General features: G+C 67.0%; 18 protein-coding genes. 10 read left to right on the forward strand and 8 right to left on the reverse strand.

Annotated elements, in window-relative coordinates; genetic code table 11:
- Positions 1 to 30: 30 nt before the first annotated feature.
- Together ACQP1T_RS37355 and ACQP1T_RS37360 are read left to right on the forward strand one after the other, a co-directional pair.
- Positions 31 to 4,470 carry an alpha-(1->3)-arabinofuranosyltransferase domain-containing protein gene (locus tag ACQP1T_RS37355; RefSeq protein WP_433757658.1) on the forward strand — a complete coding sequence of 1,480 codons (4,440 nt, stop codon included), beginning with the start codon at positions 31 to 33 and terminating at the stop codon, positions 4,468 to 4,470.
- A gap of 17 nt (positions 4,471 to 4,487) precedes the next feature.
- Complete coding sequence (locus ACQP1T_RS37360) at positions 4,488 to 4,988, forward strand: DinB family protein (protein WP_433757659.1); 501 nt, start codon at positions 4,488 to 4,490, stop codon at positions 4,986 to 4,988.
- Positions 4,989 to 5,087: 99 nt separating this feature from the next.
- Here the strand turns inward: ACQP1T_RS37360 and ACQP1T_RS37365 are convergent, their stop codons facing one another.
- On the reverse strand, positions 5,088 to 6,302 hold the full coding sequence (locus tag ACQP1T_RS37365) for an acyltransferase family protein (protein WP_433757660.1): 1,215 nt from the start codon (positions 6,300 to 6,302) through the stop codon (positions 5,088 to 5,090).
- 202 nt (positions 6,303 to 6,504) lie between these two features.
- Between ACQP1T_RS37365 and ACQP1T_RS37370 the strand changes: the two genes are divergently transcribed.
- The gene (locus tag ACQP1T_RS37370; protein WP_433757661.1) at positions 6,505 to 7,611 is read left to right on the forward strand and encodes a DUF3068 domain-containing protein; all 1,107 of its coding nucleotides are present in this window, start codon (positions 6,505 to 6,507) and stop codon (positions 7,609 to 7,611) included.
- Between the two features lie 69 nt (positions 7,612 to 7,680).
- Here ACQP1T_RS37370 and ACQP1T_RS37375 read toward each other — a convergent pair whose 3' ends face one another.
- Together ACQP1T_RS37375 and ACQP1T_RS37380 are read right to left on the reverse strand one after the other, a co-directional pair.
- Complete coding sequence (locus tag ACQP1T_RS37375; protein WP_433757662.1) at positions 7,681 to 8,037, reverse strand: VOC family protein; 357 nt, start codon at positions 8,035 to 8,037, stop codon at positions 7,681 to 7,683.
- 74 nt (positions 8,038 to 8,111) lie between these two features.
- On the reverse strand, positions 8,112 to 9,575 hold the full coding sequence (locus tag ACQP1T_RS37380; protein WP_433757663.1) for a polysaccharide biosynthesis protein: 1,464 nt from the start codon (positions 9,573 to 9,575) through the stop codon (positions 8,112 to 8,114).
- Between the two features lie 141 nt (positions 9,576 to 9,716).
- On the opposite strand from ACQP1T_RS37380, the gene ACQP1T_RS37385 reads away from it, so the two are divergent.
- The 3 genes from ACQP1T_RS37385 to ACQP1T_RS37395 all read left to right on the forward strand — a co-directional run bounded on the left by ACQP1T_RS37385 (position 9,717) and on the right by ACQP1T_RS37395 (position 12,949).
- Positions 9,717 to 10,484 (forward strand): alpha/beta fold hydrolase, encoded by a 768-nt coding sequence (locus tag ACQP1T_RS37385; protein WP_433757664.1) that lies wholly within the window; start codon positions 9,717 to 9,719, stop codon positions 10,482 to 10,484.
- A gap of 57 nt (positions 10,485 to 10,541) precedes the next feature.
- Entirely contained in the window at positions 10,542 to 11,009 is a 468-nt protein-coding gene (locus ACQP1T_RS37390) for a MarR family winged helix-turn-helix transcriptional regulator (protein WP_433757665.1), read from the forward strand.
- 80 nt (positions 11,010 to 11,089) lie between these two features.
- Complete coding sequence (locus ACQP1T_RS37395; protein WP_433757666.1) at positions 11,090 to 12,949, forward strand: hypothetical protein; 1,860 nt, start codon at positions 11,090 to 11,092, stop codon at positions 12,947 to 12,949.
- On the opposite strand, the gene ACQP1T_RS37400 is transcribed toward ACQP1T_RS37395, so the two are convergent.
- The gene (locus tag ACQP1T_RS37400; protein ID WP_433757667.1) at positions 12,950 to 14,116 is read right to left on the reverse strand and encodes a glycosyltransferase family 4 protein; all 1,167 of its coding nucleotides are present in this window, start codon (positions 14,114 to 14,116) and stop codon (positions 12,950 to 12,952) included.
- Positions 14,117 to 14,330: 214 nt separating this feature from the next.
- On the opposite strand from ACQP1T_RS37400, the gene ACQP1T_RS37405 reads away from it, so the two are divergent.
- Positions 14,331 to 15,080 carry a class I SAM-dependent methyltransferase gene (locus tag ACQP1T_RS37405; RefSeq protein ID WP_433762522.1) on the forward strand — a complete coding sequence of 250 codons (750 nt, stop codon included), beginning with the start codon at positions 14,331 to 14,333 and terminating at the stop codon, positions 15,078 to 15,080.
- Between the two features lie 2 nt (positions 15,081 to 15,082).
- Here ACQP1T_RS37405 and ACQP1T_RS37410 read toward each other — a convergent pair whose 3' ends face one another.
- The gene (locus ACQP1T_RS37410) at positions 15,083 to 15,382 is read right to left on the reverse strand and encodes a hypothetical protein (protein ID WP_433757668.1); all 300 of its coding nucleotides are present in this window, start codon (positions 15,380 to 15,382) and stop codon (positions 15,083 to 15,085) included.
- A 208-nt stretch (positions 15,383 to 15,590) separates the two neighbouring features.
- Between ACQP1T_RS37410 and ACQP1T_RS37415 the strand changes: the two genes are divergently transcribed.
- Entirely contained in the window at positions 15,591 to 17,033 is a 1,443-nt protein-coding gene (locus ACQP1T_RS37415) for an aldehyde dehydrogenase (protein ID WP_433757669.1), read from the forward strand.
- Here ACQP1T_RS37415 and ACQP1T_RS37420 read toward each other — a convergent pair whose 3' ends face one another.
- The 3 genes from ACQP1T_RS37420 to ACQP1T_RS37430 all read right to left on the reverse strand — a co-directional run bounded on the left by ACQP1T_RS37420 (position 17,034) and on the right by ACQP1T_RS37430 (position 19,033).
- Positions 17,034 to 17,243 (reverse strand): hypothetical protein, encoded by a 210-nt coding sequence (locus tag ACQP1T_RS37420; RefSeq protein WP_433757670.1) that lies wholly within the window; start codon positions 17,241 to 17,243, stop codon positions 17,034 to 17,036.
- 296 nt (positions 17,244 to 17,539) lie between these two features.
- Positions 17,540 to 18,490, reverse strand: a complete 951-nt coding sequence (locus ACQP1T_RS37425; RefSeq protein ID WP_433757671.1) for a GlxA family transcriptional regulator — start codon at positions 18,488 to 18,490, stop codon at positions 17,540 to 17,542.
- Positions 18,491 to 18,634: 144 nt separating this feature from the next.
- On the reverse strand, positions 18,635 to 19,033 hold the full coding sequence (locus ACQP1T_RS37430) for a winged helix-turn-helix transcriptional regulator (protein WP_433757672.1): 399 nt from the start codon (positions 19,031 to 19,033) through the stop codon (positions 18,635 to 18,637).
- A 63-nt stretch (positions 19,034 to 19,096) separates the two neighbouring features.
- On the opposite strand from ACQP1T_RS37430, the gene ACQP1T_RS37435 reads away from it, so the two are divergent.
- Complete coding sequence (locus ACQP1T_RS37435; RefSeq protein WP_433757673.1) at positions 19,097 to 19,936, forward strand: NAD(P)H-binding protein; 840 nt, start codon at positions 19,097 to 19,099, stop codon at positions 19,934 to 19,936.
- 197 nt (positions 19,937 to 20,133) lie between these two features.
- Positions 20,134 to 20,892, forward strand: a complete 759-nt coding sequence (locus ACQP1T_RS37440; protein WP_433762523.1) for a phosphohydrolase — start codon at positions 20,134 to 20,136, stop codon at positions 20,890 to 20,892.
- Positions 20,893 to 20,929 lie beyond the last annotated feature (37 nt).

Consider the following 20,929-nt stretch of genomic DNA (forward strand, 5'->3'; position numbering starts at 1 on the left):
GGCGGCAGCCCGCGTAATCACGGAGGGCCGGTGAGCGCCGCAGATTCGACACAGCCCGCTGCTTCATCGACCGATTCGCTCGGTTCCTCCGGCGCGGCACGTCAACACGACAGCGCCCCGCTGGGCAGAGACTGGTTCGTCGGGACCGTGGTCGCGGCATTCCTGCTCACCTTTCTCCAGGCGCCCGGTCTGACGGTCGCCGACACCAAATACGACCTGACGCAGAATCCGCTGGGTTTCCTCGAACGCGCCGCCCATCTGTGGAGCAGTCAGGCCCCGATGGGGCAGGTGCAGAACCAGGCCTACGGATACTTCTTTCCACACGGCGCGTTCTTCTCGGCCGGACATGTGCTCGGACTGCCCGCGTGGGTGACGCAGCGGATCTGGTGGGCGTTGCTGCTGCTCGCCGGATTCTGGGGCATCGTTCGACTCTGCGAAACGCTCGGCATCGGCTCGCGCGGGTCACGGATCGTGGCGGCGGCCGCATTCGCGCTGGCACCGCGGGTGCTGACCACGCTCGGTTCGATCTCCTCGGAGACGCTGCCGATGGTGCTCGCGCCGTGGGTGCTGCTCGCGCCCGCCGCCCTCGGCACCGCCTACCGGAATCGGCGCGGCGGTGCGGCCTCGCCCGCCGGTAGTGCGCTGGCATTGGCGTTGATGGGGGCGGTGAACGCGGTGGCGACGGTCGCCGCATTTCTGCCCGCGCTGCTGTGGTGGGCGTCGTATCGTCCGGACCGGCGCTGGCGGCGGTTCACCCGGGCCTGGATTCCGCTGCTGGTGCTGGCCACCTTCTGGTGGGCGGTGCCGTTGCTGTTGCTGGGCAAGGTGAGTCCGCCGTTCCTGGACTACATCGAATCCTCGGGGGTGACCACCCAGTGGGCGTCCCTCGGGGAGGTACTGCGCGGCACCGACAGTTGGACGCCGTTCGTCTCGCCGGAGCGAATCGCGGGCGCGGTGCTGGTGACCCAACCGGCCGCGGTGCTGGCCACCGGACTGCTCGCGGCCGCCGGTATGGCCGGATTGGCGATGCGGTCCATGCCGTATCGCGGGCGGCTCGCACTGATCCTGCTGGTCGGGCTGGTCGGGATCTGCGCCGGATTCGTCGGCGAATTGAGCGGGCCGTTCGCCGATTCGGTCCGGGTATTCCTGGATGCCGGGGGCGCGCCGCTGCGCAATGTGCACAAGCTGGAACCGCTGATCCGAATTCCGTTGGTGCTGGGCCTGGCTCATCTGCTGGGCCGGGTGCCATTGCCGGCATCCGTCCCGATGCCGGTGTGGCGCAACGCCTTCGCACATCCCGAACGCGACAAGTCGGTCGCCGTCGCCGCCTTGATCCTCACCGCGCTCGCGCTGTCCACCTCACTGGCCTGGACCGGGAAGCTCGCACCACGCGGCGCCTACGACGAAGTGCCCGGGTACTGGAAGCAGACGGCGCAGTGGTTGTCCCACCATGCCTCCGATACCCGAGCGCTGGTCGTGCCGGGGGCGCCCTTCGGCAGTCAGGTGTGGGGGCTGACCCGCGACGAACCGCTGCAGGCGCTGGCGAGCACGCCGTGGGCGATCCGGGATGCGGTGCCGCTGAATCCGCCGGGCACCATCCGGGCCATGGATTCGGTGCAGCGGTTGATCGCCGACGGCAGGCCGTCAACCGGACTCGCCGCGACACTGGCCGAACAGGGCATCGGAATTCTGGTGTTGCGCAACGATCTCGATCCGGAGACATCGCGTTCGACCAGGCCGATGTTGGCGCATCAGGCGATCGACGCTTCGCCGGGATTGCACAAGGTCGCCGAATTCGGCAACCCGATCGAGACTGCCAGACCCGATGGTCTGGTCGCCGATGGTGATCTGCGGCCCGCGTATCCGGCGGTCGAGATCTATCGCGTCGACGCATCACCCGCGGGCACTCCGATCGAAATTCGCAGCGGCACAGGCGCGCCGACATCATTCCCCGGCGCCTACACGGTGCCCATGACTTCGGCCGGGACGGTTCAGGGCGGTCCCGAAGTGCTCGAACGGATGCGCCGTGATGCCACGACCGCGCCGACACTTCTCGCATCCGATGCGGCTGCGGCGGGACTGCCGATCGGACCGTTGACCGTAACGGATACGCCGATGGACCGGGAGGCCGACTTCGGTCGGGTGGACAATCACAATTCGGCGCTGCGCGCTCCCGACGATGCGCGCCGCACCCACAACCTGGTGCCCGACTATCCGGTTCCCGGTGCGGACTTGGTGCGCGGGGAATGGTCGGGGGCGACGGTCACCGCATCGAGCTCCGCCGCCGACGCCACGCAGCTGGGCGGATCCGCGCCCGGCAGCTCGACCGCCGCTGTTGTGGACGGCGATCCGTCGACCGCGTGGATCAGCAACGGCGCCGAACACTCACTGGGGCAATGGCTTCGGCTCGATCTCGACCATCCGATCAGCTCCGGACTTCTGCAATTGACCACCAGCGCGGCCGCGATCGGCGATCCGGTGAAGTGGGTCGAGGTCCGGACCGCGAACGGGAGCGTGTCCGCGCGCATCCCCGAACCCGGTATGCCGGTATCGATTTCGCTGCCAGCGGGCAAGACGGACTGGCTCACCATCACCGCCATCCGCACCGAGGACGGTACGCGCGGTGGGCAATTCGGGGTCAGCGAGCTGACACTGGACGACTACACCGACCGCAGCGCGCCCGTGCGGGTCGACATTCGGCATCGGACCGTGCTGCCGCCCACTCCGGCGGGCGCGCAGGTGCGCGGCTGGGATCTCGGACAGGAATTCCCCGGGCGCAGTGCGTGTTTCGATGCGCCGGACCGGGTGCGGTGCAGTAAGGGACTCGCGCTGGCACCGGAGGAGCCCGGTACGTTCGAACGGACCCTTTCGGTACCGGAGCCCGTGCGTGTGACACCGCAGTTGACCGTGCGGACTCGCCAGGGTCCGGCGCTCGAAGCGCTGCTCACCGACCATACGCATCCCGTTGCCCGAGGTAAGGCCGATGTCGGTGACCTACGCGGTTCTGCTTTCGCCGCGACCGATGGGGATCCGCGCACGAGTTGGACCGCGCCGGAGGATTCGGTCAGAAATCTGACGGGCGGCAAACCGACTCTCACGCTGGAATTGCCCGAACCGGCACTGGTGACGGGGCTGGACGTGACACCGTCGCTCGGCGAGCTGCCCGCCGCACCTGTTTCGATAGTCGTAAATCTCGGCAACGGCCCACAGGTTCGCGAGATCGAACCGGACGGATCGACCCGAGTCTCATTGCAGCCCACCGTGACCGACCGCATCGAACTGAGCATCCAGACCTGGAAGCCGGTACTCGACCGCACCGCCCTCGGGTTCGCCCAGACGCAGCCGCCCGGTCTCGCCGAGGTATCGGTGCTCGGTCCCGATTACCCCGCGCCCGCCCCGGGGGATCGGCTGATCACCGTCCCGTGTGCGCAGGGGCCGACGATTGCGCTCGGTGGGCGTTTCGTGCATACGTCTGTCACCGCGACCGCTGATGAATTGCGTTCTGGTGCACCGGTTCCCGCTCGTGTGTGCGCGGATTCGGAACTTCCGCCCGAACTCGCAGGGACTGTCCGTCTCGGTGCAGCCGACCCCGCACTCGGTGATGACCCGGGTGCGGCTCGCACACCGGATGCGGCTGGCACCGAATCCACCGACACGATCGCATTGTCCGCAGGGCGCGCGGATGTCACAGTCGCGCCGACGGAGCTGTTCTTCGTCGACCGACTTCGCCTGAACCGCACCGATTTCGACCCTGCCGCCGCACCCACGACACCGGGACAGCTCCTCGTCCTGCCACTGAGCACCAATGTCGGCTGGCAGGCGCGCACTGCCGACGGCGACGTGCTCGAGCCGGTCGTGGTCAACGGCTGGCAGCAAGGCTGGCTGCTCCCGGACGACTACGTCGCCGGATCGAAGCCCATCACCGTCTCATTCCCCATCGACCGCTGGTACCGCCTCAGCATCTTCGGTGGCCTGCTCCTGCTCATCCCGCTGATCCTGATCGCCATCCCACGCAAGCATCGGATCCCGGCAACCCTCGGCCCGGAGCCGAATTCACCCGCGGGCACCGACGCCATTCGAAATCCACCAGGTACGCGCGGCCGCGCCGACTCCGATGTGCGGGCGGTCGAGCAAACCACTGGCGGCGCGTCGTCCCCGACCACCTGGGGCAATCGCATTCTCGGCGCACTCGGAATCGCCGCTGTCGCAACAGTTATCGCCGGACCGATCGGCACGGCGCTGACCGTGCTCGCGCTCGCCGCCACTCGGTTCTCCGCACGGGTGACGCCGAATGTCCTCACCGCCGTCGCGGGCCTCGGCACCGCCGCCGCGGCGGCAGCCCTGTCCACCGGGCCATGGCGTGCCGCAGGCGGATACATGGGCGGCTCGCTATGGGTACAAGTACCCGCACTGCTCGCCGTGATCGCCGTCGGCATTGCCGCCCTACCCGCCCGACGTGAACGTCGCTGAGGGAATAGTCTCGACCGGTGACGGACTGCGCGGAGTGCGGATTCGAGTACGACCCGGCCTTGGTTCCCGAGGTGTCGGCGCTGACCGGGGTGCATGCGGCGGAATACGCGGAACTGCTCGCCGGTGACGACCGTGGCCTGCGGCAGCGCCGCGCGCCGGGGGTGTGGTCACCACTGGAATATGCGTGCCATGTGCGGGATGTGCTGCTCGCACAACGAGAACGGGTGCTGCTCGCCCGCCGGGTCGATACACCGGAACCCGAGCCGATGGGGCGCGACGAACGCGTCGAACACGACGGATATGCCGATCAGCGCCCCTCGGATGTCGCCAGGCAACTCGAGGATGCGGCCCTGCTCTTCGGCAATGTCCTCGACCGGTTGGCACCCGCGGACTGGGACCGGACGCTCATATTCACCTTCCCCGAGCGCCAGGAACGTGCACTGCATTGGCTCGCTCTGCACACCCTGCACGAGCTGCGGCACCATCTGCTCGACATCCGTCGCCAGCTCGACGGCTGATCGTTCCCACAAACGCCCGATCTCGCGACGCAGAGCCCTGCCGCCACCCCCGCACAGGCACCGAGCGTGAGCAATTCACTTGCCGCAGGGCCGAATCGGTCAGCCAACCGTCTCGTCGCGCGCTTCCGGCACGGTCGCATCGGCCGTAGCCGAGCGCGCGGCCTTGGCACGATCGCGGTCACGTGCGAACCGGCGCGCCGGTTCCTCGATGAGTGCATAGCTGGCCGCGGCGATCGGGAGGGTGATCGCGACCGTCAGGATGAGCACCTTTACGAAATTGCCACCGAACGGCAGGATTCCGAAAATCGGGAAGACCACCGAGAGCACCGCGAGATGCCAGAGGAAGATGCCGTAGGACCAGCGGCCGATCATCGCGGCGACCCCGGATTCCAACCAGCGATGTGGACGGGCACCGGGCGGGCGCAGCACCAGCGGGGCGAGCAGCGCGAAACCGATGATCGCGCCGAAACCCATCTTCGCCGCGTACTGCCATGGCTCGGCCCGCGTCAGCCCGGCGGGACCGCCCAGATCGGTGGCCGAGACCAGGAAGGCGACCACCGCGATGCTCCACATCACCGGCTGATTGGCGAGCACCCGAAGTCTCGGCGATAGCAGATCCCTATTATCGACGAGCTCGGCGAGCAACATGCCGCCCGCGAACCACGGCAGATATCCGGGCAGCCAATTGTCGGCGTGAATGGCGTCCGGAGTCGGCACCGGAATGAAGTTCCAGCCCAGGCTCAGCACCGCGAGCGCGAGGATCGCGGGGATGCGCCAGCGCGCGGCATCGCCACGCAGTCGCACCGCCGCGAATGCCAGCAGCGGCAGCACAACATAGAAGGCCACCTCGACCGACAGACTCCACATCTGGGTGAGCCCGTCGGTGAGCGTGAGCGGCACGAAGACCTGCGTCAACGCCAGATTCGATACCCATACCCGCAGGCCAGCGGTATCGGCCGCACTCGGAACCAGGATCAGCACCGCGACGACCACAGCCCAATACGCGGGCAGAATGCGCGCCGCCCGATGCCGGAGGTAATAGCCGACCGTCGGCGCGGTCCCCAGTCCGCGCGCCACCTGCGCGTGCGGACGCCACAGCAGGAATCCCGACAGCGCGAAGAACACCGCGACCGCCATATCGAACCGTTCCCAAATCCGCCCCAGCACAGGCGCATTCGCGGCGCCGGTCTGGAATGCGACGTGGGTCAGCAGCACGCCGAGTGCGGCCATGCCGCGCATACCTTCCAAGGCGGGCACGAAACCGCGTGTGCGCGTGGGTGCGTCGGTAGTCGGTGCGGGTAGGGTTGCGGTCATCGAACTCCAGTCTGCCGGATCCACTACTAGCTGGTAACCCACCGTTTCAGATTTCGCGCTAGACTCGGGCGATTTCTGGGTCGAATCGGCCTCGGCAGCGCATGGTACGACATCGGGCTGTTAGTGTCGGGGCTCACGAGTGCCGCGGCGCGCCCGCAGTACTCGCCGTACAGACCTGTGTTCTACGACGAGGAGAGTTTGCATGGCACTGAGTGCCGGAACCAGAAGGACGGTGGCCTGCCTGCTCGTGGGTCTGGGCGCGTTGTTGATCGTCGCCGCGGTGATGATCCCGACCTACACCGTCAGCAAACTGGCGAAAACTCCACTCGATCTCGAGATCACCACCATCGCCACCAACCAGCCCGGCGAGGACAGCCTGGTCCTGGACTCCAAATCGCTCACCGCACCGGAAGGCGCGGCCAAGGTCGACACCAATGTGCCGCTGATCTCTCAGCGGTTCCTTACGGTCGAGGAGCCCTCCGACGCCACCGAGATGACCGTCCAGGCCGGTCAGACCCTGCGTCGCATCGATAAGCAGGGCGACACCGGCCTGCTCACCGCGACCATCGACCGGGTCACCATCGACCGCAAGTCCGGCGAGCCGGTGGCCAAGGACCCCAACGGCTCCATCGCCGTCACGGTGAACAAGGACATGCAGAGCATCGCGGACCCGGTCCAGCACACCGGTCTGCAGTACCGCTTCCCGATCGGCACCGAGAAGAAGAACTACCCGTACTTCGATGTCAACGCGCGTAAGTCCTACGACGCCAAGTTCATCGAAGAGTCCGAGATCAACAATATGAAGGTCTACCACTTCCAGATGTCGGTGCCGGTGACCAACTTGTGGGACGTGATCCAGTCGCCGTCCAACAAGCTGAGCCTGCCCGCCTCGAAGTGGGGCCTCGAGGGCGACGACCCGGTCACCATGACCCGCTTCTACACCGACACCCGTGACCTGTGGATCGAGCCGCAGACCGGCACCGTGGTCAAGGGCGGCGAGCAGATCCACCTGTACTACGCGCGCAGCGGCGACCACCCCGACGTCACCGCGCTGAAGTCGCACCTCGTCTTCGACGAGAACACCATCGAATCGCAGATCTCGGTGGCCAAGGAGAACATCGACAAGCTGTCGCTGTACGGCCGGATCATGCCGATCGTGCTCGGTGTGCTCGGTGTCATCGCCGTGGTCGCCGGTGTCTTCCTGGGTATCCGCGGCGAGTCCGCCCCGGCCGGCGTGGGTCGGCGTGGGCCGCGTCGTGGCGGGGATGACGCTCCGACCGAGCAGATCAGGATCCAGAAGAATCTCTGACAGTTAGTTCCCCTATTCGGCTCCCCGACGTTATGTCGGGGAGCCGAGTTCGTTTCGGCCAGAGTTGATTCAGGGCGCCGACTGGTAGGCCACGGGATGCGACGGCTGATAAAGCAGCATCACGCCCGCGCCGGGAATCTTCATATCGACGCAGCGCCCGAAACTCCGCTCGGCGATCTCACCCACGAATTGCGCCCCACGCCCGCCCAATTCCGCCATTGTCTGCTCGATGTCATCGCATATCAACGAAATCTCATGGCGCGGCGGCCCATCCGCGGGATGCACCCCGAGCTCGCTGGGCCCCGTCCCGAATATGAGCCAGCCGCCGTGGGCGTCGACATTCGGCCAGCCGAGAACGTCACGGAAGAAGGCGCGGGCCGCGTCCGGATCCTCCGCGTAGACCAGTGTGTGCACAGCGGTGATCATGCTGGTGATGCTAGGTGAGCGGCCGGCTGCGCGATGGGTGTTCTGTCGACCAGCCCGGGTCGGATGTGCCTCGGTCAGATACGTTCGGCGGTCCCGGAGCGGTCGGCGGTACGCAATACGATCACCGCCACGAGCATGGTGGTAGCCGCCGCGACACCGACAGCGGTGGTGATCAGCGTCGGTACCGAGCGGGCGAAGCAGGTCATGAGGACCACCTCGACCAGCAGACCGAGCCAGGTCACCGCGGCGAGGGCGGTGCGGTCCACCGCGATCGCCGAAAGCAATGCACCCTGCAGCACCGCGAGTATGGCTCCTTGCAGGGCGAACAACCACAGCAGGCCTTGGATCGGCGCGTAATCCTGTCCCGCGAACAGAGGTGCGACCGGTGCCGACAAGGCAGCGCCCGATACCGCCACGATCCCGATACCCGACAGCACAGCCAGTGCATCCCGGATCGCCCGCGCCGAATGCGTCGGCTGCGCCATCCGCGGATACAGCACGACTCCTACGGCCTGCGGCAGCCAGAACGCGATCTTCGCCGCGATCGCACCGAGCGCGTACCGGCTCGCATCCGCCTCGTCCAAGACGATCCGCGCGACGATCAAATCCGCCGACGACAATGCCATCAACGCCGCCTGCACCTGCGCCGCCCGCAACACCGGCAACACTCCGACCGAACGCACACTCGGTGCGGCCTCGTCCGATATCCCGCGAGCACTTCCCTCGGCCGCACGCCCGAGCGGCGATTGCTCAGCCGCAGGGTCCGCCGCATCACACCGAGATCGCGCGGCCTCATCCTCGAAAACATCACATCCCGGAGATGGCGGCCGCTCGCCGCCGGTCCGGCGGTCATCTCGAGCTCCGGTCGCAGCTCCACGGGTCGGTCCTTCGACCGCGAATCCGGGCATCGGTCCTTCGGTGTCACCCGCCGGCCCTTGGGAAGTAGCGTCCGGCGCCCCTTGCGTCGCGGGGGCGCGAACGCGTGCGGGGGGCGAGCCCGCAGTGGCGCGGGCGAACGCGGCCGCGACGACGATTCCTATCGCGGCGGCCCACAATGCGGGAGCTGTGCCGCCACCCGCTGCGAGGACCACCAACGCCGGGACGACACGCGCTACCCCGGCCGCGCCCAGAACTACGGCCAGCGCTCGGAACCGCCTGCTGCCCTGCGAGATTCCCTGTTCACCGGATAGCAGGACGAGGGCAGGTGCCGCGCCGAGGGCGGCCGCACTGGCGAGTACGCCGACATCCAGTGCCGTCGTCACAACCGGTACCAGCACGGCGGCGACTACCGCGACGATCACCGCACACCGCCACTGCAACCCGCGCAGCACCGCGACGCTCGCACCGCGCACCAGTTCCCTGGCCACCACGTTCTGCAATGCCAGCGCGGGCACCGCACACAACAGCTGCACCGCGAGCAGACTGGCGAATTCGCTGTATCCGGTGACCCCCAACCAGCGGCTGGCCAGCATCTGCAGCAGATATCCCGCCACATTGGCCGTCATCGCCCCGGCCGTGACCAACGTCAGATCCGCCACGACGGGAAGACGACGGACAGCAGGCACGCGGCAATCGTCCCACCCCACCACCCCGCGCCCCGCACGCGCCCACCCTTGACATCGACGTGACCTGCGTCACTGCTTAGATTACACAACATACATGTCGTGTAATCTAAATACATGACCGAACCGACTCTCGTCCTTATTCCCTGCTTCTCCGGCGCCCCGTGGGATATCGAGCAACTCACGCCACTGGCCGCCCATCCCATGCGCACAATGCGCCTCCCCGAAGCCGTCGCCGATATGGAGACCTATGCCGATGCCGTGGCCGAAGTGGTCGCGGATCTGAAGGAGTTCGTACTTATCGGCGATTCCTTCGGCGCGAATATCGCGCTGGCGCTGGCGGTGCGCCGACCGCGCGGGCTGAAAGGCCTGGTGTTGTCGGGCGGATTCGCCGCCAATCCGATCTCTTCGCCCGTCCTGAAAACCGCGATGCGCGCCATGGGGCGGACGCGCGGCACTCTCTACCGTCAGGTGACCCTGCGCGCTCACGCCCACAATCTGGCCTCGCCGCACGATCACGAGGGACAGATCCCATGGAGCAAGGCCGACAGCCGGAACCTGTTCCTGGACAACACCTCCGCCCGATCCTTCGGCGCCCGGACGATCGCCGCGCTCAATGCCGACTACACAGGCGAGCTCGGGCAGGTGGCGGTGCCCACGCTCATCCTCACGCCCTCGCATGACGTCCTGATCGGCGAAGCGGCGGCGACAGTGTTACGGGAGGGCATCCCGGACGCCAGAGAAGTCATCCTGGAACGCACCGGCCACATGTTCCGCTTCTCCCACCCGCATACCTACGCGAACGCCATCGCCGCGTTCCTCCGTGACGAGGAGCTCAGCAGCCAGCCACCGATGAACCGCGTCAGCCCGTTACACGACATCTAAAGTGGTAGCCCATGACGTCCACCCGCTCATTCAACGGCGCTCGGCAGGTGCAAACCCGTGCGGCCGGCTGAGGAACTGCGCTATCTCATCCTCGCCATTCAGCGGGAGGGAAACCGAAAACTGTCCTCCGAGTTACGACCACTGGGACTGACTCCATCCCAGGCCGAGGTCCTGCGCGTACTCGCCGACCATGAGCCGCTGACTTTGACCGGGCTCGGCGACCTGCTGGTTTGCGAGACCGGTGGCAGCCCGAGCCGACTGGTCGACCGACTCGTCGCTATGGACCTGATCGATAAGCAGGCCGGCTCCGTCGACCGACGCCAGATCACCCTCGGCCTCACATCCGCCGGACGCCGGCTCGCCGCCGAGGTAGCGCAAGTGGAAGAGCGCTTGTACGGCGCGATCGACACAGCGACCACGGGTCGCCCCGTCGACGAGACACTGCAACTGTTGCGCGGCTTCGCCGCCGACTTTCCCGCGGTGCGGGCGGTCGAACGTCGCGCCTCTCTGCAAGGGCGGCATTGAGTCACTCGGCGGGGATGCCATAACAGACGCTCGGTACCGGACAGTGGCGGTTTGCTGGGCGGTACGTAAGGTGCACAGGCGTGAGTGGCAGCGGCCTGGCTCGACGCGACCGGTGGGCAAGGTTCGTCCCCGCCGGTTACAGCGGATCGCTGGCGGTGGTGATCGCCGGGCCACTGTTGGGGCCGGGCTACCTGCTGTTGCGAGATGCGGTGAGCACACCTCGGTCGTATATGACCGACTCGGCGCTCGGGCTCGGCGACGCCGCTGCGCGAGCGGTGCCACAGGATGCGATGCTGGCCACGCTGTCGCCGATCGTCGACGGTGGGCTGATCGTCAAGACGATCCTGCTCGTGGCGCTGTGGGCGGCCGGGTATGGGGCCGCGGTGCTGGCCAGGGAACTGCTTCGGGTATCGCTCGGACCGCAACTGGTCGCCGTGACCGTCGCGCTCTGGAACCCCTACGTGGCCGAACGTGTGCTCCAAGGGCATTGGAGCCTGCTGACCGGATACGCGGCACTGCCATGGACCGCACTCGCCGCCTATCGAATTCGCGTCAAGGGCCGAGGGACGAACGACTCCCACAACTGGGGTGCCCTGGCCGGGTGTTTTGCGGCGGCGGGGCTGACGCCGACTGGTGCTCTGTTGGCGGGCACAACCGCGGTGGTGCTGGTCGGGCGTCGAAATGTGCTCGGGGCGCTGGTTCTGCTATCGGCGGCGTCCGCGCCCTGGTTGGCGGCGACGGCTTTGTCTGGTGCCGGGACCGCGCCCTCCGACCCGGCCGGAATCGCGGCCTTCGCGGCCCGCGCCGAACCCGCCCTCGGCACACTCGGCTCGCTGGCCGGACTCGGCGGAATCTGGAACGCCGACGCGGTCCCCGCCTCCCGCACCACTCCCCTCGCTCTCATCGCCACCGCTCTACTCCTCGCCCTGGTAGCCATTGGTATCCGCACCACCGCCGGGAAGTCGCGCGCTACGAAAGGCGACACCAAACGCCCGACCCGCACCGCAGGTGATGCCACGGGAGACAACGCCGCTTCCGCGGGCGGCACCGATCGCGCGAGCCTGCGAGTTCGGCGTGCGCTGCTGGTGTTGGCGGCTGTCGCGGTCGTGCTTCCCGCGCTGGGGGCCACCTCGTGGGGTATGAGCGGCTTGGAGTGGCTTGTTGCTCATGTGCCCGGGGCGGGGTTGTTGCGGGATACGCAGAAGTATGTGGCGCTCGCCATGCCCGCCTATGTGCTGTGCGCCGCCGCTGGGTGTCGAGCCGTCGCAGCGCGCTTCGCGGCGAAGGAGCCCGCAAGCTCGCCCGGGATGGCATTGACCGCAACAGTATTCATCGCGCTACTGGTGCTGCCGCTGTTCGATTTGGCTTGGGGCGTCGGTGGCGCGCTGAAGCCGGTGCATTATCCGATCGGCTGGCAGAAGGTTGCGGAGCGGATCGACGGGACCGGCGATATCGCGGTATTGCCCGGCGGGATGTTTCGGAAGTTTCCGTACAGCGGCAAGGTGGCGGTGTTGGATCCGGCGCCGCGGATGCTGCCGCGCGATGTGTTGCAGACCGGTGAGCTTCCGGTGCACGGTCGCACCGTCGCCGGTGAGGGAGCCAGAGCGCGGGAGGTGGAAACCGCACTGCTGCACGGTGATTCGGCACAACGCCTGGGTGGGCTCGGAGTCGGCTGGGTACTCGTCGAACGCACCACCCCCGGACCGGTCGGCGAGTCGAAAACAACACTCGCCCAGCTGGAATCGGTCTACGCCGACTCCCAACTGGCCCTGTACCGCGTACCCGACACCACAGACAAAGCAGCACACCCCGCACACCGTGCGATCGCATACGCCGCCCACATCCTCTGGGCCGCCCTCCTGGTCGGTGGCCTGCTGCTAGCAGCCATCGCAACGCCGCACCGTCACCGACGAATTCGTCCCCCGACCGCAGACAGCTGATCAGGGCCCGGGCGGGATGAGCCCAGAGGTGTGCTCACCTCGAGCCGCTGCCGCAAGCACCTCATACACCCCGTTCCCGGTTTGCTCCCAAGAGAATTCACGGGCACGAGCGCGGGCCTTCTCCCCCATGACGGTGCGCGCCTCGGTGTCATCGATGAGCTCACCGACGGACTCGCCGAGCTGGCTCACATCGTCGACGAGCACGCCGGTCACGCCGTCGACAATGGAATCGGTGAGTCCACGCGAACTGCGGTAACCGATCGTCGGCACCCCGTGTTGCGCCGCCTCGATGACGGCCAGGCCCCAGCCCTCTTTACGCGACGGCAGCACATGTACCCAAGCGCGCGCGAGCAATTCGTGTTTGCGCCGCTCGTCGACGTGGCCGTGGAAGGTGACCGCATCGGCGATGCCGAGGGCGCGGGCGTCGGCCTTCAGGTTGTCCGCCCACCAGCCGTCGCCGATCACATCGAGCCGCAGGCCGGGTATCCGACTCCGTAGTCGAGCGACCGCCTCCAACGCGTCTTCGATCTGCTTGTGCGGCACCAGCCGCGAGAGCACCACGACGCGCGGCTCTTCGGTGCGTGTCTCGGCGCAGCCGGTCGGCGCGTCCACTGGAACGGGTTCAGCGCCGTTGCGGACCACCGCGATTCGGGAACCGTCTACCCCCAGCGTGGCCAGCTCCTCGGCCGAGGGCAGCGAAACGGTCAGATATTGGTTGTGCCGGTGCACCCGAGGCGAGAGCCGCGATTCGATCCACCAGCCGATCCGCCCGATGAACCGTCCGGCGACCGGCCACTGCTCCCGATGCCCGTGATGCACCAGCACCACCGACGGCGCCTTGGTTGCCGCACCGGCGAAAAACGGGATCCCGTTCTGTGTATCGATCACCGCATCGGGCCGCAGCCCACGCAGCGGCCCGATGCCGAGCCGTCCGAGTGCGATCGCGGCCAGCGCCCGCGGATAGACGGAGAACCGCCCGCCCGCCCGGCTGATATCGATGCCGTCGATGCGTTCCCGCTTCAATGCGCCTGGATAGCGCGCGGTGCGCAGGGTGACCTTGACCCCACGCGCGGCGAGCTGCGCGCCGACCTGTTCCAGGTACCGCTCGCTGCCGCCGCCCTGCGGGTGCCCGGTGTCACGCCAGCACAGCAGGAGGACTTCGCGCACGGTGGAGCTTCTCTCGGTCAGCAGGTCACGGATATCGCCGTACACCCTAACCCGCGCGCCCGACCGGCCCGTCCGCACCGCGCGGGAATTCCCACCCCAGGCAGGCGGGACTGCGGCGCATTGCCCGCACTATGCGAGACTCGGCGCCGTGCCGAGAGCTGAAACCGAGCCAGCCGAGGCCGTGGTGGCGCATGCCGCACGGCGCGGACGAGCCATGTCCCGGTTCGCGCGGCGGGCGACCTTGCGCCGGTCGCTGCGGCTGCTCGGCAGTTTCCGGTTCGAGCAGACCGATCCCGCCTTGTTCTACGGCGGTCTGGCCGCCGACAGCGCGGCGATGATCGGCGATTTCTACGCCGATGTCACCGGACATCACCTCGATGGCGCGACGATCCTGGATGTCGGCGGCGGTCCCGGCTACTTCGCGGACGAATTCGTCAGGACCGGTGCACGCTATATCCCCGTCGAACCCGACCCATCGGAGATGCATGCCGCCGGACTGTCGGTGGCAGGTGCGGTCCGCGGGTCCGGCATGGCGCTGCCGTTCCGTGACAACGCGGTCGACATCTGCTTCTCCTCGAATGTCGCCGAGCATGTGCCGCAGCCGTGGGTGATGGCCGACGAAATGGTGCGGGTAACCCGCCCGGGTGGCCTGATCGTGCTGTCGTACACGGTGTGGCACGGCCCCTTCGGCGGCCACGAAACCGGACCGTGGCACTACCTCGGCGGCGAATACGCCGCGCGCCGATACCGTCGCAAGACCGGCCGGGAACCGAAGAACCGCTTCGGCAAATCGCTGTTCGCGGTCGGCGCCGCCGACGGGTTGCGTTGGGCGGCAGCCACTTCCGCGGATGTGCGCATCGTTTTCCCGCGCTACCACCCACATTGGGCCTGGTGGGTGGTTCGCGTACCCGTATTGCGAGAGTTACTGGTGAGCAATCTGGTGGTAGTGGCCACCAAGCCGTAGCGCTACTTCTCCAGCCAGCCCCGGCGCCAGCTCCTGCGCCCGCATGCGTTGAGCGTAGCCGCCCATGGTGATTCCTGAATGGCCAAGCCAACCGTCTCGAGAGTGGTTAGGCCGACCTGATCAGCCAGCAGTCCGACGACGGCGACCGCCTCGGCGGCCTGCATCGCGGCCGTAGCCTGCTCGATGGTCAGCGTCCGGCCCGGTAGGAAGGAAACTACCCACCCACCTGCGCCGACGCTTTTAGCTTGATGCTCGGTCTGGTCACTGGTCATCAGCGACCGACCGATCACTTGCACCGCCATGGCTCTGACTCCCCAATTGCGTAATCGGTTCATGAATCGAGCGAGCTGATCAGTAGCTACAGCATGACCGGTGCCGCATTAGAACGCAATAGTGCGTTCTCTGAAAAGCGAACCGACAGGTTGGAATTCGCGCTGCTCAGAAAGTCGGCGAAGCGGAAAACTGGAACAGGTTACAGACAATCCCGCCGCAAAACTGTAACGTGTTCTCATGCATTACGACAGCCTGTTCATCGGCGGCCGCTGGACCGCGCCCGCCGCCACCGAGCGCATCCAGGTCATCTCGCCCGCGACGGTCGAGCCGGTGGGCAGCGTCCCGGTGGTCGGCCGCGCCGATGTCGACGCCGCCGTCGCCGCCGCCCGACACGCCTTCGACAACGGTCCGTGGCCGTCCACGCCGCCCGCCGAGCGCGCCCAGGTATTGACGCGCGCCGCCCGCCTGATCGAGGAGCGTTCGGCCGATCTGCTCGCCACGCTCACCGCGGAAATGGGCGCGCCACAGATGATCGCCATGACGCTCAACCAGATTCCGGCGGTGGCCGCGCTCGACGCCTACGCCGGGCTGGCCGATACCTTCCCTTGGCACGAAACCCGCACCGGCCTGTTCGGCACCGCGCGGGTCTCGCGGGAACCGCGCGGTGTGGTCGCGGCCGTCACGGCATGGAATGTCCCGCTGTTCCTCGCCGCCAACAAGCTCGCCCCCGCATTGCTCGCCGGATGCACAATGGTGCTCAAGCCCGCGCCGCTGACTCCGTTGACCGCCAATAAGATCGGCGAAATCTTCACCGAGGCGGGCCTGCCCGAAGGGGTGCTGTCGATCCTGCCCGCCGAGGCGGATGCCGCGGAGTATCTGGTCTCGCATCCGGGCGTCGACAAGATCACCTTCACCGGCAGCACCGCAGTCGGCCGCAAGATCGGCGCCATTGCGACCGGACAGCTCAAGAGCGTCTCGCTCGAACTCGGCGGCAAATCGGCGGCAATCCTGTTGCCGGATATGGATATCGCCAATATTCCGGTGCTCGCGTTCTCCGGTCTGATGAACAGCGGCCAGGGTTGCGTCGCGCAGACCCGCATTCTCGCGCCGCGCAGCCGCTACGACGAGATCCTGGACGCGCTGGTCGAGCATGTGAAGACCCTGAAGACCGGCGATCCCACCGATCCGGCGACGACCTTCGGCCCGCTGATCTCCGAACGTCAGCGCGACCGTGTCGAGGGCTATATCGCCAAGGGGAAGGAAGAGGGCGCGCGACTGGTGCTCGGCGGCGGTCGCCCTGCGGATCTTGACCGCGGCTGGTTCGTCGAGCCGACCATCTTCGCCGATGTCGACAACAAGTCGACGATCGCGCAGGAGGAGATTTTCGGCCCGGTGCTGTCGGTCATCCCGTACGAGACCGAGGACGAAGCGGTGGCCATCGCGAACGATTCCGTATATGGCCTGGCAGGCTCGGTCTGGACCGCGGATGTCGAGCACGGCGCGGAAATCGCGGCGCGGGTGCGCACCGGCACCTACGCGATCAATTGGTACGCGTTCGACCCGAGCTCGCCGTTCGGCGGATACAAGAACTCCGGCCTCGGCCGCGAGAACGGCCCCGAAGGTCTCGACGCGTTCTGCGAGCAGAAGTCCCTGCTCATGCCGATGGGGTGGACGGGGTAGTCAATCCCCCGGCATAACCACCCGCAGCACCGGCTGACGGCCCGGTGCGTCGAGGATGCTCGGCGCACCGGCGTCGACGATTTCGACCTGCCAACCCGGCGGCAGCGCATCCTGCAAACGTCCGGCAGCGCGCCGCAGCGGGGTGCTCGCGGTCGCCAGCTCGATACCGGCGAGCTGCGGCGCCAACCGGCCGATTTCCAGATCGGTCATGCTCCAACCACCTCTCGAGCGTCGCTCTCCTCGCTGGCCGCTGGTAGGCGGTTTCGCGAGTCGAAAAGGGAAGTAGTTCAGTCGATCCAAGTCATACAGTGAATATTCGGCAATCGAGCCGGTCAGTCGTGAGACGGAGAACACGCAGAGCATGAGCCCCTGCCGGAGATGCTTTCCTTCAGCACGAAACGCGTCCGGGCAAATCAACGGTAGCGCACCGGGGGCTTCAGATCCGACAATCCGAGAACATCGGCCGATCAATACCGCGCGGTACGCGCAGCCGCCGACGAGATCCGCTAGCGGCGCAGCGACCGGCGATAACCGGCGGGCGTCGTCCCGGTTGCCGCGCGCAGATGCACCCGCAGCGCGGTGACGCTACCGAATCCGAACTGCGCCGCAACGACTTCGACGGGCAGTTCGGTGGTCTCCAGCAACTCCCTGGCACGCACTGTGCGCTGCGCCTCCAACCAGCGCCGCGGCGTAGTGCCCACCTCGGCTTTGAATCGACGAATGAACGTGCGCTCACTCATCAGCGCATGTCCAGCAAGCGCCGAAACATCCGACACCGCCGTCGGATTCGCCGCCGCCCAGGCCATGGTCGCGGCCAGGGCGCCGGGGAAGTCATTGCCGCCCAATGCGTCCGGAATGTATTGCGCCTGACCGCCCTCCCGGTGCGGTGGGGTCACATTCCAGCGGGCCAAATCGGCCGCCACACCCGCGCCCAGTTCACGACGCACGATATGCAGGCATAGGTCCATTCCCGCGGACAATCCCGCCGAGGTGAGCACATCGCCGTCGTCCACATAAAGGGCGGCGGGGTCGAGCTTGACCGCCGGGAACAGTTCAGCGAACTCATCGCAATACGCCCAGTGGGTGGTGGCGGGCCGTCCGTCCAGTAGTCCGGCCCGGGCCAGAATGAATGCGCCGACGCAAATGCTGACCATGGTCGCACCGCGTGCCGATGCGACCCGCAGCGCGTCGAGCACTTCGTCGGCGGGCGGCAATGTTGGCAACCCGATGCCCGGAACCACCACGATGTCGGCGCTCGTCAGCGCCTCGAGTCCCTCGTCGACCCGGAGTTCGAAACCGTTCGGAGTCCACACCGGGCCCGGCCGCACGCCGCAGGTCCGCATTTCGAAACCCACCGCCTCCCCGGTCTTGCCGGGGCCGTGGCGGAATGCCTGTACCGCGCACGCCAAGTCGTAGGTCATGACGCCGTCCAGCGCCAGTGCGACAACCTGCTTCACGCTGCCAGTTTGGCACGAATCCGAGCATCACCGGAATCCCTGCCACCAGCGGCGCGACGCCAGGCACTCGCCTACCCAATTTTGATCGGCACGCTGAAGATGTCCCGAGCCAACCGCTATGTGACGCAAAAGATTTGGGCGGGACTATCGCGGCTGGTGGTCGTGGCGACGCTGGGCAGCCAGCACCTCGACCGTGTGCTCACGGATCCAACCGAGGAACTGGTGCAGCGACGCGGTGAGTCCATGACCGAGTTCGGTGAGTTCGTAGCTGACCCGCGGTGGTGTGCTCGGCTCGACAGTGCGCGCGATCAACCCGTCGCGCCCGAGCGTGCGCAACGTCTGCGAGAGCATTTTCTCGCTGATACCACCGATTTTGGTGTGCAACTCGGAGAACCGCAGTGGCCCGTCGGTCAGCGCGGTCAGGATCAGCATGCCCCAGCGACTCGTGATGTGGTCGAGCACCTCACGCGCCGGGCACTCAGTGTTGAATGCGTCACTCATGCCCTGCCAGGTAGTGGGCTGGACCTGCGAACGTACTGCCATTTCTGGAGCTTACCCGAAGGTATGTCCTTACCAAGGGTAAGCCCTGCGGCCTACGCTGCCGACATGGTCACAGTCGTTTTCGGAGCCAGAGGCAATGTCGGTCGGCACGTAGTGGAGGGTCTGCTTTCAAGAGCGGAACAGGTCCGTTCGACGAGCCGGGATCCCGGCGCCGCAGGTTTCCCACCGGGCACGGAGGTCGTCGCGGCCGACCTCGAGCAGCCCGACACCTTGCCCGCCGCACTCGAAGGCGCGCAGCGCGTATTCCTCTACGCCAAGCCCGAGGGGATCGACGGTTTCGTCGCGGCTGCCGAGGCTGCCGGGGTACGGCACGTGGTGTTCCTGTCGTCGGGCGCTGTGCTGCAGAGCAATGCGTCGAGCAATCCAATCGCGGTGATGCACAGCGTCATCGAGTCCGCCATCGAGAAGTCCGATCTCGAATGGACCTTCATCCGCCCCGGGATGTTCGCCACGAACGCACTGTGGTGGTGGCAGCATTCGATCCGTGACGCGGGCGTCGTCCGGATGCCGTATCCCGATGCCAGGACCGCACCCATCCACGAGAAGGATCTGGCCGCACTCGCGGTAACCGCGCTCACCGAGCCTGGTCACCACGGCCAGGCCTATACCGTTTGGGGTCCCGAGTCGTTGACGCTGCGCGAGCAAGTGCAGCAGATCGGCGCGGCCATCGATCGCGAAATCGTCTTCGAGGTGATTTCCGACGACGAGGCCCGTGCCGAGTTGAGCAAGACCATGCCGGAGATCGGCGTCGAGGCCGTCCTGGCCGGTTGGAAGGCCGGAATCACCGAACCACCCCAGATCTCGACAGTCATCGAAGACATCACCGGCCGCCCCGCCCACACCTTCGCCCAGTGGGCTCGAGATCACGCCCACGACTTCCGCTGAGGTCCGAACAAGATCAGGTGGCCCTGGCGGCGGAGGCTTCTCGCGTTACGCCGCCATGGTTTCCCCGTGATCGCCTGTCCAGTCCGAACCCGCGGCGCGCGATTGGCGGGAATCGGAGGGTTAGTGGCATTTATGCCACTCGTGGGTGGGAGAAGCGGGCGGTTCACTGGAGGGGAGAGGTGTTCGAGGAGAAGGAGATCGACGTGGGTGCGCCTGTGGGGCTGGATTGGGAATGGGCGAGACGTACGGGTGGGGCGCTTTCCGGCGGTCAGCGTAGGCAGCTGACCGCCAAGCTCGTCGCAGGCGTACCCCGGCTCGTTGCCGGGCAGGCCGCATTGGCGCTCGGTAGGCGCCGGAGCGGGCGGGTGGATTTCGCGGAACTGCAACTGCCCGATTCGAGGCTGGCCAAGGCCGCGGAAGAGGAAGCGCGGGAATGCCTTTCGACGCACGTGTTGGAGCACTCCTATCGGAGCTACTTCTTCGGTCGCGCGCTCGCTGAGTTCGACGGCACGACATACGACGACGAGCTGGCCTACGTCTCCTGCCTGCTGCACGATTTGCGGCTCGAACATCCCACGCCCGGAAGGTGTTTCGCGGTGACCGGGGCGGAGCGCGCCGTCGAGTTCGTGCTCGGCGCTGGTGCGACACCGGAGCAGGCGGAGACGGTCGGCGCCGCGATCGCCGCGCATCTCACCATCGGAGTGGCCGACACCGTCGACGATCTCGGTTTCGTTTCCGCCGGTGCCGCGGTGGATGTGTTCGGTGCGCGGATGTCCGATCTCGATCCGAGCTGGGTCGACGAATTGCTGCGCCGTCATCCCCGGCACAACTTCAAACAGCATGTGACCGAAGCGTTCACGAACGAGGCGGCCGCGGTGCCGGACGGACGCGCGCAATGGCTCATCCGAACGGCAGGCTTCCGTCACCTGATCGCCCGCGCGCCGTTCTCCGAATAGCATTCCGTCACAAACGAAACCGCCCGCACCATCGCGA

It is taken from the genome of Nocardia sp. CA-135398, from assembly GCF_050955845.1.
In the GTDB taxonomy this organism is placed as follows: Bacteria; Actinomycetota; Actinomycetes; order Mycobacteriales; family Mycobacteriaceae; genus Nocardia.

Coding starts and splice junctions, on each gene's coding strand:
- ACQP1T_RS37365 (WP_433757660.1), bottom strand. CDS start 6,302: ATGACCGCAACCCTACCCGCACCGACTACCGACGCACCCACGCGCACA.
- ACQP1T_RS37370 (WP_433757661.1), top strand. CDS start 6,505: ATGGCACTGAGTGCCGGAACCAGAAGGACGGTGGCCTGCCTGCTCGTG.
- ACQP1T_RS37375 (WP_433757662.1), bottom strand. CDS start 8,037: ATGATCACCGCTGTGCACACACTGGTCTACGCGGAGGATCCGGACGCG.
- ACQP1T_RS37385 (WP_433757664.1), top strand. CDS start 9,717: ATGACCGAACCGACTCTCGTCCTTATTCCCTGCTTCTCCGGCGCCCCG.
- ACQP1T_RS37405 (WP_433762522.1), top strand. CDS start 14,331: ATGTCCCGGTTCGCGCGGCGGGCGACCTTGCGCCGGTCGCTGCGGCTG.
- ACQP1T_RS37410 (WP_433757668.1), bottom strand. CDS start 15,382: ATGGCGGTGCAAGTGATCGGTCGGTCGCTGATGACCAGTGACCAGACC.
- ACQP1T_RS37415 (WP_433757669.1), top strand. CDS start 15,591: ATGCATTACGACAGCCTGTTCATCGGCGGCCGCTGGACCGCGCCCGCC.
- ACQP1T_RS37420 (WP_433757670.1), bottom strand. CDS start 17,243: ATGACCGATCTGGAAATCGGCCGGTTGGCGCCGCAGCTCGCCGGTATC.
- ACQP1T_RS37430 (WP_433757672.1), bottom strand. CDS start 19,033: ATGGCAGTACGTTCGCAGGTCCAGCCCACTACCTGGCAGGGCATGAGT.
- ACQP1T_RS37435 (WP_433757673.1), top strand. CDS start 19,097: ATGGTCACAGTCGTTTTCGGAGCCAGAGGCAATGTCGGTCGGCACGTA.